Origin of the sequence: Rhizomicrobium sp. (assembly GCA_037200985.1) — a bacterium.
GTDB lineage: Bacteria > Pseudomonadota > Alphaproteobacteria > Micropepsales > Micropepsaceae > Rhizomicrobium.
Map to the genome: position 1 here is coordinate 3,640,635 of JBBCGJ010000001.1, position 12,855 is coordinate 3,653,489.

Annotated in this window: 13 protein-coding genes; 5 read left to right on the forward strand and 8 right to left on the reverse strand. The window is 67.5% G+C overall.

Annotated elements, in window-relative coordinates; genetic code table 11:
* Positions 1-29 precede the first annotated feature (29 nt).
* The 3 genes from WDN01_17975 to WDN01_17985 are packed head-to-tail and all read left to right on the forward strand — an operon-like array spanning position 30 to position 2,892.
* Positions 30-845 carry a hypothetical protein gene (locus WDN01_17975; protein MEJ0027917.1) on the forward strand — a complete coding sequence of 272 codons (816 nt, stop codon included), beginning with the start codon at positions 30-32 and terminating at the stop codon, positions 843-845.
* Complete coding sequence (gene hisC, locus WDN01_17980; protein MEJ0027918.1) at positions 842-1,927, forward strand: histidinol-phosphate transaminase; 1,086 nt, start codon at positions 842-844, stop codon at positions 1,925-1,927. Before WDN01_17975 ends, hisC begins: the two co-directional genes overlap by 4 nt.
* Positions 1,924-2,892 (forward strand): prephenate/arogenate dehydrogenase family protein, encoded by a 969-nt coding sequence (locus WDN01_17985; GenBank protein ID MEJ0027919.1) that lies wholly within the window; start codon positions 1,924-1,926, stop codon positions 2,890-2,892. Before hisC ends, WDN01_17985 begins: the two co-directional genes overlap by 4 nt.
* An 8-nt stretch (positions 2,893-2,900) precedes the next feature.
* On the opposite strand, the gene WDN01_17990 is transcribed toward WDN01_17985, so the two are convergent.
* The 3 genes from WDN01_17990 to WDN01_18000 are packed head-to-tail and all read right to left on the reverse strand — an operon-like array spanning position 2,901 to position 4,761.
* Positions 2,901-3,104 carry a hypothetical protein gene (locus WDN01_17990; protein MEJ0027920.1) on the reverse strand — a complete coding sequence of 68 codons (204 nt, stop codon included), beginning with the start codon at positions 3,102-3,104 and terminating at the stop codon, positions 2,901-2,903.
* On the reverse strand, positions 3,101-3,739 hold the full coding sequence (locus WDN01_17995) for an NAD(P)H-dependent oxidoreductase (GenBank protein MEJ0027921.1): 639 nt from the start codon (positions 3,737-3,739) through the stop codon (positions 3,101-3,103). Before WDN01_17995 ends, WDN01_17990 begins: the two co-directional genes overlap by 4 nt.
* Positions 3,739-4,761: a hypothetical protein gene (locus tag WDN01_18000; GenBank protein ID MEJ0027922.1), complete on the reverse strand. Its 1,023-nt coding sequence runs from the start codon at positions 4,759-4,761 to the stop codon at positions 3,739-3,741. The genes WDN01_17995 and WDN01_18000 overlap by 1 nt, the downstream gene beginning before the upstream one ends.
* Positions 4,762-5,196: 435 nt before the next feature.
* Between WDN01_18000 and WDN01_18005 the strand changes: the two genes are divergently transcribed.
* Together WDN01_18005 and WDN01_18010 are read left to right on the forward strand one after the other, a co-directional pair.
* Positions 5,197-5,892 (forward strand): response regulator transcription factor, encoded by a 696-nt coding sequence (locus tag WDN01_18005; protein ID MEJ0027923.1) that lies wholly within the window; start codon positions 5,197-5,199, stop codon positions 5,890-5,892.
* 179 nt (positions 5,893-6,071) lie between these two features.
* The gene (locus WDN01_18010; GenBank protein ID MEJ0027924.1) at positions 6,072-6,716 is read left to right on the forward strand and encodes an AraC family transcriptional regulator; all 645 of its coding nucleotides are present in this window, start codon (positions 6,072-6,074) and stop codon (positions 6,714-6,716) included.
* Here the strand turns inward: WDN01_18010 and WDN01_18015 are convergent.
* The 5 genes from WDN01_18015 to WDN01_18035 form a co-directional block, all read right to left on the reverse strand.
* Positions 6,670-7,695, reverse strand: a complete 1,026-nt coding sequence (locus WDN01_18015; protein MEJ0027925.1) for a DUF2125 domain-containing protein — start codon at positions 7,693-7,695, stop codon at positions 6,670-6,672. The genes WDN01_18010 and WDN01_18015 overlap by 47 nt on opposite strands.
* A gap of 206 nt (positions 7,696-7,901) precedes the next feature.
* Positions 7,902-9,098, reverse strand: a complete 1,197-nt coding sequence (locus WDN01_18020; protein MEJ0027926.1) for a crosslink repair DNA glycosylase YcaQ family protein — start codon at positions 9,096-9,098, stop codon at positions 7,902-7,904.
* Positions 9,099-9,125: 27 nt separating this feature from the next.
* The gene (locus WDN01_18025) at positions 9,126-11,411 is read right to left on the reverse strand and encodes an adenosylcobalamin-dependent ribonucleoside-diphosphate reductase (GenBank protein ID MEJ0027927.1); all 2,286 of its coding nucleotides are present in this window, start codon (positions 11,409-11,411) and stop codon (positions 9,126-9,128) included.
* Positions 11,412-11,502: 91 nt separating this feature from the next.
* Positions 11,503-12,240 (reverse strand): lysophospholipid acyltransferase family protein, encoded by a 738-nt coding sequence (locus WDN01_18030; GenBank protein MEJ0027928.1) that lies wholly within the window; start codon positions 12,238-12,240, stop codon positions 11,503-11,505.
* A 27-nt stretch (positions 12,241-12,267) separates the two neighbouring features.
* Positions 12,268-12,849: a YdcF family protein gene (locus tag WDN01_18035; protein MEJ0027929.1), complete on the reverse strand. Its 582-nt coding sequence runs from the start codon at positions 12,847-12,849 to the stop codon at positions 12,268-12,270.
* Between the last annotated feature and the right edge of the window lie 6 nt (positions 12,850-12,855).

Genomic DNA, 12,855 nt, shown 5'->3' on the forward strand with positions numbered 1-12,855 from the left:
AAAAACAAGGATAAATACGAATTTCACCGATGCCGCCGCGCAAGACATCATCCGCCGATCTGCCCGCCAAGCTGGATGCCCTGGACGACAAGATCCACGACCTCCTGATGAAGTGGGCGCAGCTTGCCACCCTCGCCTCGCCGGCCGAGCAGGCCATGCGCCTGCGCCGGCTTGCCGGCCGCCACAAGGGCAGCCTGCCGCTGCCCGTCCTGCTGCGCATCTGGCGCGAGATGATGGCCGCAAAGGCGCCGGCGGGCCGCACCGTCCATGTCTATGCCGCCGACCGTGCCGGTCCGTTCCGCGACCTGGCGCGCGATCTGTTCGGCTCGCTGGTGGCGATGAAGGGCCATCTGTCGGCGACCGCCATCGTGCACGAATGCTCGGGCGATCCCGCCGCCTTCGGAGTCGTGCCGCCGCCCGAAAGCGATGAGAACGCCCGCGCCTGGTGGGCCCAGCTCACCCCGGCCGGACAGGTCGGGCCGCGCGTCGTCGCCACCCTTCCGCTCGCCGGCGCCGAGCAGCCATCCGCCTATGTCATCGGGACGCTGGAGCCGGAGCCCAGCGGCGACGACACCACGCTGGTCCTGCTCGAAGCCAGGGACGGCCTCAGCCTCACCAAGCTCCAGTCGCTGCTGAAGCAGGGTGGGTTCGAAGCGCGCCTGCTGGCCGTCAGCCGCGATTCGGGCAACAGCCCGGTCCGCCATCATCTGCTCGATGTCGCCGGCTTCGTGCAGCCGGGCGATTCGCGCCTCGGCGCGCTGATGGAACAGGGCGGCGAGACCATCCTGCGCACGGCGATCGTCGGCTGCTATGCCAATCCGCTGACCGGAGTTCCCGCGCCATGACGCTCACGCCCCGTCCCGGCATTCTCGACATCGAGCCCTATGTCGGCGGCCGTGCCGGCGTCGACGGCGTGGCGAAGACCTACAAGCTGTCGTCCAACGAATCGGCGCTCGGTGCCAGCCCGAAGGCGATCGAGGCTTTCCGGTCCACGGCAGACGGCCTGGACATCTATCCCGAAGGCAGCGCGAAAATCTTGCGCGAGACCGTCGCGCAGCATTACGGCCTGGACGCCAGCCGCATCGTCTGCGGCAACGGCTCGGACGAGATCCTCACCCTGCTGGCGACGGCCTATCTGCGCCCCGGCGACGAGGTCCTGTTCAGCGAGCACGCCTTCCTCGTCTATCGGATCGCGGCGCTCACCAACAGCGCGACGCCGGTATCGGTGCCGGAGAAGAATCTGACGACCGACGTCGATGCCCTGCTGGCGGCGGTGACGCCGAAGACGCGCCTCGTCTATCTCGCCAATCCGAACAACCCGACCGGCACCTATCTTCCGCATGAGGAGGTGCGCCGCCTGCATGCCGGGCTTTCGCCCGACACGTTGCTCATCATCGATGCCGCCTACGCCGAATATGTCCGCCGCAACGACTACGAGACCGGGATCGAAATGGTCTCGCGCTTCCCCAATGTGGTGATGACACGGACCTTCTCGAAGATCTACGGCCTGGCGGGCCTTCGGGTCGGCTGGTCCTATTGCCCGGCGGACGTGGCCGATGTGCTCAACCGCATCCGCGGCCCGTTCAACGTCTCGGTGCCGGCGCAGCGCGCCGCCGCCGCGGCGATGACCGATGGCGCCCATCTCGAAGCCAATTTCGCGCACAACGAAACCTGGCGTGCCTGGCTGACCGGCGAGATCCGCAAGCTCGGGCTTCGCGTCGACGACAGCGTGGCGAATTTCGTCCTGATTCACTTCGCCGATGCCAAGACCGCGAAGGCTGCCGACGAATTCCTGTCTCGCCGCGGCGTCATCCTGCGCGGCGTCGCGGCATACGGATTGGCCGACTGCCTGCGCCTGACCGTCGGAACGGAAGAGGCCAATCGCGCCGCCGTCGCGGCGCTGGCCGATTTCGCGAAAGCCAGATGACGAAGCCCTTGTTCGACCGCGTCGCCATCCTGGGCTTCGGCCTGCTCGGCTCGTCGGTCGCGCGCGCCATGCGCCGCGGCGGTGCCGCGCACCACATCGTGGCGCATGACCGCAGGGAGCCGCTCGCCGTCGCGCGTCGGCTGAAACTCGCCGACAGTTATGCGGCGACGCCCGCGGCGGCGGTCAAAGGCGCGGACCTCGTGATCCTGGCGACGCCGGTCGGCGCCTATGGCGCGCTCGCCAAGGCGTTCGCCTCCAGCCTGAAGCCGGGCGCCATCGTCAGCGATGTCGGCTCGGTCAAGGGCGCGGTGATCGCCGATGTGGCGCCGCATCTTCCCAAGACCGTCCATTTCGTGCCGGCCCATCCGGTCGCGGGCACCGAGCAGTCGGGGCCTTCCGCCGGCTTCGCCGAATTGTTCGACGGCCGCTGGTGCCTCCTGACGCCGCCCCGGGGCGCCGACAAGCGCGCGGTCCGGGCCGTGCGCGCCTTCTGGGAGCGGCTCGGCAGCAAGGTCGACATGATGGATGCCAAGCATCACGACCTGGTGCTCGCGGTGACCAGCCATGTGCCGCATCTGATCGCCTACAACATCGTCGGCACCGCCGACGACCTGAAAAGCGTCACCGAAGGCGAGGTGATCAAATACTCCGCCGGCGGCTTTCGCGACTTCACGCGCATCGCGGCCTCCGATCCGACGATGTGGCGCGACGTGTTCCTCAACAACAAGGACGCCGTGCTCGAAGTGCTGGGCCGCTTCAGCGAGGATTTGAGCGCGTTGCAGCGCCAGATCCGCTGGGGCGACGGCGACGCGCTGTTCAAGCTCTTCACCCGCACCCGCGCGATCCGGCGCGGCATCGTCGATGCCGGCCAGGACAGCGCTGCGGTGAATTTCGGGCGCACGCCGGCCCCGGTCGCGCCCGCGAAAAAGACGAAGGCGCGAAAGCGCAATCCGTCCTCCCGCTGACTGCGATCTCAGATCTTGGCGCGGGTCGCGCTTGCGGGTCTGTCGGGACGGGCGGTTGCCATCTCGGCGCGCTCGGTCGAAAGGGTGCCGTACAAATCGGCGGCGGCGATGCTCAGGAGCCGTTCGGCCGCCAGGCGCCCGAAGCCGATATCCGGCTCGTGCGGGACCAGCAGGCACACGACGAAGATGCCGAACACGATCCGGAAGATCACGATACGGGCCTCTCTGCAGCGCTCTTTTGGCGGCGCGGATTTCGTTTTTCGCGAAGGCCGAGCGTGTAGATGCGGTCCAGCCAGCGGCCGCGGTCCGCCGGCGAGATCGTATCGACGCTCCCGATATAGGTGGATTGCGCGATGCGCAGGCCCGGCAGCGGCGTCGCGACCTTTCCGGTGCCGGCCCGATAAAGAAGCGCCGGCAGGCTCGTCGTAACGACGACCCGCGCCTCTCGGTCTTCGACCTGCAATTCGCCGGCGCCGAACAGCGACTTTTCCGACGCGCGACGCTCCGCGAAGGCGTCGAACAGGAATTTGAGCGCCGGCGGCGGACCGTCGAACCACATCGGATAGACGACGAAGAGCCGGTCGGCCCACCAGATGCCCTCGAGCATCTGGGCAAGGTCGCCTTGCACGCCGGCTCCCGATTTCCACACTTCAAAGGGCAGCCCCTGCCTTCCGATATCCAGCCGGCGCGTCCGGAAGCCGCTCGTGCGCGCGCCCTTCGCGTAAGCCGCGCACACCGCGGCGCAGAAACGTTCCGGCCGCGGATCGGGATGCCCGTTGACGACCAGAATGCGCTGCGCCGTCGCGGCCGGCAGCATCGATTGCAGGTGGGATAGGAGCGCCAGCATCACGCCGCCATCGTCAAGGCCGCAAGCGCCGGCAGCCGCGGCGCCGGCAGCACCTCGGCGAAGATCACGCGCGTGTCGCCGCCCGGCATGCGGGAAAAGGAAAGCGACACGGCCTGGCCGTCGCCGCGTATGAGCGCGCCCCAATCGTTGTAACGCTCGGGCTCCGCCGACGCCGCGCCCGATGCGACGACGTCCCATATCCCGTCGGGACCCAGGACGGCCGCGCACAGGGCGGCGAGCTCGCGCAGATGCGGATGGGCGCCGATCTCCTCGGCACGCAGCGACCATTGCCGCGCGAAGGCCGGATTGTACTGCCTGAGGCGGCCGTCCGCCCCGACGACGATGGCACCCTCGGTCAGCGAGTCGATCGCCGCGGCCTCGTCGGGCGATGGGGGCTTCGGGGCCGCGTCATCGACGACGGCCAGATGCCGGTTCCGGACGACGCGCCCCTGCGCAGCGTTTGCGGCAAGCGTCGCATCCCGCGACGAAGGCCGGCTGAACGAGCGACTGTCCTGGATGAAGATCGCGACGCTGTCTCCGACGCGCCGGCCGCGAACGGCCATCGGCCGGATGCCGATCGTGCGAACCGAAAGCGCGAACGCGGCCCCGCGCGACATCAGATCGTCGATCGCGGTCGCGAGCTTGACGGCGTCCGGCCCGGCCAGGCAGTGCTTCAGAAGGGCGCTCCCGCCGCCGAAGCTGAGCGGCGCGCGCGCATTGGCCCGCAGCACGACAACGGCTTCGGGGAGCGCGCCGATCAGCGCGTCTCGGAAATGCAGCGCGACCTGCTGGCGGCGAAGCGTCGCCAGCATGCGTTCGCGATGCCGCGACGACCGCATCCGCTCGCCGATCGCCCACGACCCGCAGCCGATGCCGACCGCGATCGACGTGACGACGACCGCCGCGACGGCAAAGGCGCCCCATGGCGTGCAGGCGAATGCCGCGAAATGCCCGGCAAGCAGCGCCGCCAGGCTTTCCAGCGGTGCGAATATCCGTGTCGTGAATTGCGCGAAAGCGTGCATATTTTATCTGCCTGCTGCGGTTGGTATCAACGTGCGCCGGACACCGAGTTCCGGACTCGGACCGGAGAAGCGCGTCGCCGGCGAAAACGTCGGACGACGACGATCCGGTCTGCGGCGACTTCGCCGATGATGACGAGATAGGCGTCCGCGCCGCGCTCTGCTTTCAAAATTCGCGGCCGATTTTCACGCCCGCGACGCAAAGTTTGCCGGCGCGGCGAACATTCGGAGATGGAACTCGCGGATCCGCGAAGCCCGCGAGCGTCCAGGCGCGTCGCCGCACGGTCGATCCGGTCGCCCGACGAATAAAAGCGCGAACGGAAAAAAGATCGCTGCTTTCAGCAAGAGATTCGCAATGGATCGCCGCATGGTGATCTTGCCGGTTTCCGCGAAGCGCGCGGCGCCGGCCAGAAAACCAAGTCCGAATGGAACCAGGCCATGCGCGTACTCGTGATCGACGACAATCCGGCGGCCGCGGAGGATTTGCGCGCGGTTCTGCGGTCCGAGGGCTATGGGAGCTATCTCTGTTCCGTCGGAGAAGAGGCCATCGATCTGGCGCGGCGCTATGAGTATGACGCGATCATCCTTGAGCAGTCGCTGAGCGGCAAGTCGCGCAACGATATCCTGCGCGCGCTGCGGGCGGCCCATGTCGGCACGCCGGTCCTTGTGCTTTCGGGCGACGCGGCGATATCGGCGCGCGTCGCGGCCTTGAGCCTTGGCGCGGATGACTGTCTGGCCAGGCCGTATCATAAGGTCGAACTCATCGCGCGCCTGCGCGCGATCATCCGCCGGTCGCGGGCCCATGCCCAATCGCTCATCACGATCGGCAGTCTGTCGATCGATCTGGAAGCGAAGACGGCCCGGGTTTCCGGCGTCGAAGTTCCGCTGACGACGATGGAATATCAGATGCTGGAGTTCCTGGCGCTTCGCAAGGGCAGGACCTTGAGCAAGAGCACCCTGCTCGAGCATCTCTATGACGGCCGCGACGAGCCCTGCATAACGACGATCAACGTCTTCATCTGCAAGCTCCGCAAGAAGCTGACTCAAGCAAATCCCGGCGAGAGCTACATCCGGACGGTCTGGGCACGCGGCTATCAGCTGTGCGATCCCGCGGCCGCCCGGATCGCGGCCTGACCGAAGCGCCTGACCCGCCGGCTTTGAAGAAAAATCGGGAATTCCTGCGCGCTACAGGATTTTGCAGCCGGAATAAGCACCGCTTAATATCGCTTAACACGCCGCGAATGATCTCTTCCGCAAGCTGCGCCGTTCTCCATCCGGCGGAACGACCGCCATGGATCGCGATGGAGTTTTCGATGTACGCCGTATCGGACGAGCCGCCGATTGCCGCCGTCCAACCTTGCCTGCCGGCCAACAGCAATGCGCGCAAGGCGGATCGGATCGCGGTGGATTTGCTGCGCGTCGGCCTGAAAATGCTGGATACGAACCGCGAGGCCGCGTGCGGTTATATCTTGAGGGCATGCTCGGTTCTCGAGGCGGCGGATGTCGTTCCCGATCCCATCGCAAGACCCGCGCGCGGCGGACTGGCGCCGTGGCAGGTGCAGCGCGTCAAGACCTATGTCGAGGCGAACCTCGAAGGGTCTCTGACGATACCGGAGCTGTCCGCGGTCGCTCGCCTCGGTCCCAGCCACTTCCAGCGCGCCTTCAAGACGCAGTTCGACGTCAGCCCGCACGCCTATGTGGTGCAGCGCCGCATCGAGAAGGCGCAGGAACTCATGCTGACGACGGACAAGCCTCTATGCGAGATCGCGCTTTGCACCGGTTTTTCCGATCAGGCCCATCTTGCGACGCGCTTCCGCCGTCTCGTCGGCACGTCGCCCAGCGTCTGGCGGCGCGAGAGAACGCAACCGTCGGAGCACGAACCGGTTCTTGGACCGTCTTCCGGGCTCTGGATCAGTACAGCGGCTCTTCCGTCGTCGCAGGCTCGCCGCCGACGGTGACGATGCCGCCATGGACGCCGACCACCGCGCCCAGCAGTCCTGCCGGATTGCTGCCCGCCAGCGCCGCGCGGTCCAGCAGGGCCGCCGCGATGCCCGCGTTCTGATTGCCCCGCACGCCGTGCCGGCGCGCATTGTCGAGCAGCGTCTCGATTCCCGCGATCTTGAAATCCAGCAGCCCGTCCGCCGCATGCGTGGGGTCGAGCGCGAGACGGCCCTTGCCCATCGCGCTCAATCCCTTCCAGGAAATCTCCAGGTCGTTCACCGCCAGCGCGCCGTTCGCGGTGCGGAAGGTTTCGAGCGCGCTCACCCAGTCGGTCAGGCCGGCGCGCAGCCCGTCGAACGCCCGCGCCGGCGTGGCGGAGGCGTTGAGCTTCACCGATGCGATGTCCGGGCCGAACAAGGATGTCAGCCGCGGCGAAAGATGCACCTCGTCGGCGGTGACGAAGAGATCGAGCGTGGTGCCGCCGGGCGCGATCCGCGCGTGAAGCTGCACGCGTCCCGCCGTCAGCGCCGGCGAGCCGAAGCCCACAAGGTCGAGATCGACGCGCGACAGCCCGCGCGCCCCCGCGATCGTGCTGGCGTGCAGATCGCCGACCGCGAACGGCATCTCGTGCGGTTTGCCGGCAAGATCGCGCCAGCGCAGCGCCTGGCGCCCCGCCGCCTCATAGATGAACTGCTCGCGGCCATAGGTCAGGCCGTGCATCGCGAATTTTTCGCTTCTCCAGGACGAAGGCCCATGCGGCGTCGTCGCCGTCACGCTGAGATCCTGGAACACGACGTCGAGGTTGAACGGAAAGCCGCTGACGCTTTTCGACGCGAAGGCGAGCGTCACGCCCGGCATCGCCTCATGGCCGTTCATCGCGTCCAGCCGCGACGAAAGGGCGCTCGCCGCGATCCACCAATAGATGCCGGTCCCGCCCGCCAGGGCGAGGAACAGCGCCAGCGGCGCATAGAGGAAGAACCGGCTGGAATATTTCATCGGGCGCGAACCTGGTGTCCTGAGCTGGAAATTCCTGCATTCAAATAAGGTGTCATGGCCCGCGAATGCGGGCTACCCAGGTGACATCTGCTCCGACCGTGCAGGTTTCACCTGGGTCCGCCGCACGTTACCCTGAGCGACGCCGCAGGCGGCGTCGAAGGGCGCGGCGGATGACAGTGAAGGGCGCAGAATTCCGACGTGGGACACTAGACGGTTTTGAGCGCGCTGGCCGGGAACAGGATGTCGCGTACCTCGCCGAGCCGGGCCTGGCGCGCCAGCTCGCGTTCGAGCTTGCTCCGCCGGGCCTTGCTCAGCGTCAGGCGCGGCTCCATCCACAGCGCCTTGACCGCCAGCGCGTCCTTCGCCCGCTCTGCCTTCATGTCGATCCGCCCGACGAAGCGGTCGCCTTCCAGCAGCGGGAAGACATAGTAGCCGTATGACCGCTTGTGCCCGGGCACGAAGACCTCGAGCCGGTAGTCGAAGCCGAAGATGCGCTCCACCCGGGCCCGGTCGCGCAGCACCGGATCGAAGGGCGACAGCACCCGCAGCCGCGAGGTCGGCGCCGGCAAGTGCGCCATCTGCGCCTCGATGTCGGGCCGCGCCACGGCCTGAAAGCCGCGCAGGCCCGGCGCGCCTTCCAGCGTCACGTCGATCAGCCGGCCCTTCTTCTTTTCGGCCTCGATCCATTTGGCCGCCTCGGGAATGGAGGCATGGCCCCAGAAATCCGCGATCATCCGCGCCGTGCCGGCGCCCAGCCGGTCGAGCGCCGCGTTGTGCGCCCAATCCAGGGTCTGGAGCCGCGTCGGCCGCGCCGCGCGCAGGTCTTTCGCGATGGCGCGCTCCGAAAGATCGTAGATCTTCTCGAAGCCGTCGCGCGCCAGGACCGCGAGCTCGCCGGTGCGCCAGAGATATTCCAGCGCCGCCTTGGCCGGCCCCCAGCCCCACCACGGTCCGGTGCGTCCGCCCAGATGGGCGAAGTCGCGCGCCCGCGACGCGCCGTGCGCCGCGATGTGATCGCGCACCACGCCCAGCACCTTGTCGTCGCCGATGCGCTCGCGCCAGGCCGCGACATTGGCTTTGCTCTGGGCGAAGCGGTGGCGCCAATGCGGATAATGCTCCAGCGGAATGAGCGAGGAATCGTGCGTCCAATGCTCGAACAGCGCCGGGGCCCTGGCCTGCAGCCGGTCGAGATGGCGCGGCCGGTAGCCGGTGTGGCGCGAGAACAGGATGTGATGATGCGCCCGCTCGACGATCTTGATCGAATCGAGCTGGACATAGCCGAGCTTGCCGATCAGCGGCGCCACGGCGCTCGCCCCGCCTTCCTGCCGCACCCCGGATAGGCCGTGCCGCGCCAGGATGAGGGCGCGCGCCTTGTCGTTCGCAATGTGGAACGGCTTATTCAACGGCCCGTCGCTTCGCTGCCGGCCCTGTCATCCGCAGCGCGAATAGCCGCAGGAGATGCAGGATTCGCAGCCTTCGAGCTTGACCAGGCTGGGCGAGCCGCAGCGCGGGCAGAAGCGCGCCGGCGCGCCTTGCGCGGCCACCGCCACGGCGCGCCGCTCGCTCGGCACCAGCGCGTCGCCATGCGGCGCGATGAAGCCGGTGTCGATCATGTGCTTCTCCAGCACCTCGCCGATCGCCGCCATCAGGGAGGGGACATAACGCTCGCCGCTCCACTGCCCGCCGCGCGGATCGAAGATCGCCTTGAGCTCCTCGACCACGAAGGACACGTCGCCGCCGCGCCGGAACACCGCCGAGATCATCCGCGTCAGCGCCAGCGCCCAGGCATAGGCCTCCATGTTCTTGGAGTTGATGAACACCTCGAAGGGCCGGCGCCGCCCATCCTTCTCGATGTCGTTCACCGTGATGTAGAAGGCGTGGTCGCTGTCCAGCCATTTGATCTTGTAGGTCTGTCCGATCAGCACCTCCGGCCGGTCGAGCGGCCGCGTCATGTAGACCACCCCGCCCATGCTCTCGCGCGGCCGCGGCGCCGGCACGGTCTCTTCCGCCGGCTCGGCGGCGGACGGCTCCGCCTGCAGCACGGCGCCCGTTACCGCGTTCGGGCGATAGGTCGTGCAGCCCTTGCAGCCGAGCTCATAGGCGCGGGCATAGACGTCCTTGAACGCCTCGAAGGAAATGGCGGCCGGCACGTTGATCGTCTTGGAGATCGAGCTGTCGATATGGCGCTGCGCCGCCGCCTGCACCGCGAGATGGTCTTCCGGCGCGATGGTCTGCGCGGTGACGAAATAATCCGGCAGCGCGGCCTCCTCGCCGAAGCGGGCGCGGAAGGCGCGATAGGCGTAATCCTCGACTGCCTCGGTCGTATGCGTGCCGTCGGGCTGGAGGACGCGGCGCGTATAGGTATAGGCGAACACCGGCTCGACGCCGCTCGACACATTGCCGGCGAACAGCGAGATCGTGCCGGTCGGCGCGATGGAGGTCAGAAGCCCGTTGCGGATGCCGCTCTTCGCGATGGCGCCGCGCACCTCCTGCGGCAGGCGCAGGATGAAAGGCCGGTTCAGGAATTCCTGCGCGTCGAACAGCGGGAACGCGCCCTTCTCGGCGGCGAGTTCGGCCGAGGCGAGATAGGCCGCGTCGCTCAGCGCCGACAGCCAGGCATCGATCAGCGCCACGCTTTCTTGCGAGCCGTAACGCGTGCGGCAGAAGATCAGCGCATCGGCGAGGCCGGTGACGCCGAGCCCGATGCGCCGCTTGGCTTTGGCCTCGGCCTCTTGCTCGGGCAGCGGAAAGCGCGACACGTCGATGACGTTGTCGAGCATGCGCACGGCAACCTTGGTCAGCCGCACCAGTTCCTCGACGTCGAGATGCGCGTCCGCTTCGAAGGGATGCTTCACCAGCTTGGCCAGATTGATCGAGCCCAGCAGGCATGCGCCGTAAGGGGGGAGGGGTTGCTCGCCACACGGGTTCGTCGCCGAGATCGTCTCGCAGTATCCGAGATTGTTCTCCGCGTTGATGCGGTCGATGAAGATCACCCCGGGCTCGGCGGTCTCGTAGGTCGCGCGCATGATGCGGTCCCACAGATCGCGCGCCCTGACGCTGCGATAGACCCGGCCGCCGAAGTTCAGGTCCCATTGCGCGTCCGCCTTCACCGCGTCCATGAAGGCGTCGCTCACCAGCACCGAGAGGTTGAAATTGGTGAGATGGCCGGGCTCGCGCTTGGCGTCGATGAAGGTCTCGATGTCGGGATGGTCGATCGCCAGCGTCGCCATCATCGCGCCGCGCCGGCTTCCCGCCGACATGATGGTGCGGCACATCGCGTCCCACACTTCCATGAACGACACCGGGCCCGAAGCGTCCGCCGCCACGCCCTTCACGGCGGCGCCCTTGGGCCGCAGGGTCGAGAAATCGTAGCCGATGCCGCCGCCCTGCTGCAGCGTCAGCGCCGCCTCGCGCACGGCACGGAAGATGCCGTCCATCGAATCTTCGATCGTGCCCATCACGAAGCAGTTGAAGAGCGTCACCGAGCGGTCGGTGCCCGCGCCCGCCAAAATGCGTCCGGCCGGCAGGAAGCGGTGTCCGGCCAGCGCCTGGGCGAAGGCCAGCGCCTGTTCGCCGCGCGTCTCCGGGGCCTCCGCGGCGGAAGCGGCCAGGGCGACACGCGCCCAGGTGTCGGCGACATCGCCGTCCACGGGCGTGCCGTCCGGCTGTTTCAGCCGGTACTTCATGTCCCAGATCTGGCGGGAAATATCGCTCATGGCCTCGTTCCAGGGGCCCGCGTGGCGGGCTACACAGCTAACGCTTTCGGCCGCGAAAATCAAGGTTTGTTCGCGGAACGTTCCGACTTGGTTACCGGCTGTTCCTGCGGTCCAAAAGGGTCCGCCCCTCGGCGATCAGCGCGTTCGTCGCCGTCTCGATGGCGCCCTCAAGCCGGTCCATGAATTCGCGGCGCTTCAGCCCGGCCGGGATGGCGGGCAGGAACTCGACCACGATGGTGCCCTTCTTCTTGAGGAACCCCACCGGCCCCGTCCAGAACAGGCCCGAATTGAGCGCCACCGGCACGCAGGGCACGCCGAGCTGTCCGTACAGCGCCGCCACGCCCGGCTTGTAGTCTGGCGGCGCGCCGGGCTTCACGCGGGTGCCTTCCGGGAAGATCGCGATGCTGCGGCCGGCCTTAAGCTCGGCGCGCGCCGCCGCCGCCATCTTGCGCAGCGCATTGGCCTTGCCTTCGCGGTCGATGGCGATCATCCGCGCCTTGGCGATGTACCAGCCGTAGAACGGCACATATTGCAGGCTCTTCTTGAGCACGATGGCCGGATCGTCGAGCAGGAGGTAGATCGCCATCGTCTCCCACATGCTCATATGCTTGAGCGCGATGACGACGCCGTTGGGCGGCAGGGTCCCGCGCACTTCGAAACGCAGCCCCGCGAACACGCGCAGGCCCCAGAAATTGACCGCCACCCAGCGCCGCGCCATCCACGCCGTGATCTTCCGCGGCAGGACCAGCGCCGGCAGGAACGCCACCGCCATCACGGCGGTCACGAGCGAAAACCAGACGATGAAGATCGTCGAGCGGAAGATGGTCATGCGTGAAGAATCGCCCGGGCCCTTGTTTCAAGCCTTGCCGGGCGCCGTCCTGTGGTCAACCGCGGTCATCACAAAGCTTGCGACGTATTTCAAGTACTCATTGTGCAGCAGGTGCAGCGTGCCGGGATGCCACCACGCCGCCATGTTCACCCCGGCCGGCTCGACCGGATAGGCGATCAGCGTCACGCGGGGCATCATGGCATGGAAGAGGCGCAGGCTGCGCGGCATGTGATAGCTGGCGGTGACGACGATCAGGCTCTTGAAATGGTGCTTGGCGGCCCAGGCGGCCGCTTCCTCGGCATTGCCATAGGTGTCCTCCGCCGCATAGCCGATATCGGCGCAGCACGCGAAGCGCCGCCCGCCGTTGGAAATCTGCTTCAGCTCTTCCTTGCTCGAAATCTTGTTGGCGCCCGAGATCAGGAGCCGCTTGCCGGTGCCGGCCTCGAACAGCGCGACCGCCGCGTCGACGCGCGCGTCGCCGCCGGTCAGCGCCACGATGCCGTCCGCCTTCAGCTTCTGGGTCGGGCGCGCCGGCAGCGTCGCCACGAACAGCAGGAAGCCCGCGACATAGATCGCGATCAATCCCCCCAGGATCTGCAAGACGCGCATGGTCAC

Coding starts and splice junctions, on each gene's coding strand:
- WDN01_17985 (MEJ0027919.1), top strand. CDS start 1,924: ATGACGAAGCCCTTGTTCGACCGCGTCGCCATCCTGGGCTTCGGCCTG.
- WDN01_18025 (MEJ0027927.1), bottom strand. CDS start 11,411: ATGAGCGATATTTCCCGCCAGATCTGGGACATGAAGTACCGGCTGAAA.
- WDN01_18035 (MEJ0027929.1), bottom strand. CDS start 12,849: ATGCGCGTCTTGCAGATCCTGGGGGGATTGATCGCGATCTATGTCGCG.
- WDN01_18000 (MEJ0027922.1), bottom strand. CDS start 4,761: ATGCACGCTTTCGCGCAATTCACGACACGGATATTCGCACCGCTGGAA.
- WDN01_17995 (MEJ0027921.1), bottom strand. CDS start 3,739: ATGCTGGCGCTCCTATCCCACCTGCAATCGATGCTGCCGGCCGCGACG.
- hisC (MEJ0027918.1), top strand. CDS start 842: ATGACGCTCACGCCCCGTCCCGGCATTCTCGACATCGAGCCCTATGTC.
- WDN01_18030 (MEJ0027928.1), bottom strand. CDS start 12,240: ATGACCATCTTCCGCTCGACGATCTTCATCGTCTGGTTTTCGCTCGTG.
- WDN01_18010 (MEJ0027924.1), top strand. CDS start 6,072: ATGTACGCCGTATCGGACGAGCCGCCGATTGCCGCCGTCCAACCTTGC.
- WDN01_17975 (MEJ0027917.1), top strand. CDS start 30: ATGCCGCCGCGCAAGACATCATCCGCCGATCTGCCCGCCAAGCTGGAT.
- WDN01_18005 (MEJ0027923.1), top strand. CDS start 5,197: ATGCGCGTACTCGTGATCGACGACAATCCGGCGGCCGCGGAGGATTTG.
- WDN01_18015 (MEJ0027925.1), bottom strand. CDS start 7,695: ATGAAATATTCCAGCCGGTTCTTCCTCTATGCGCCGCTGGCGCTGTTC.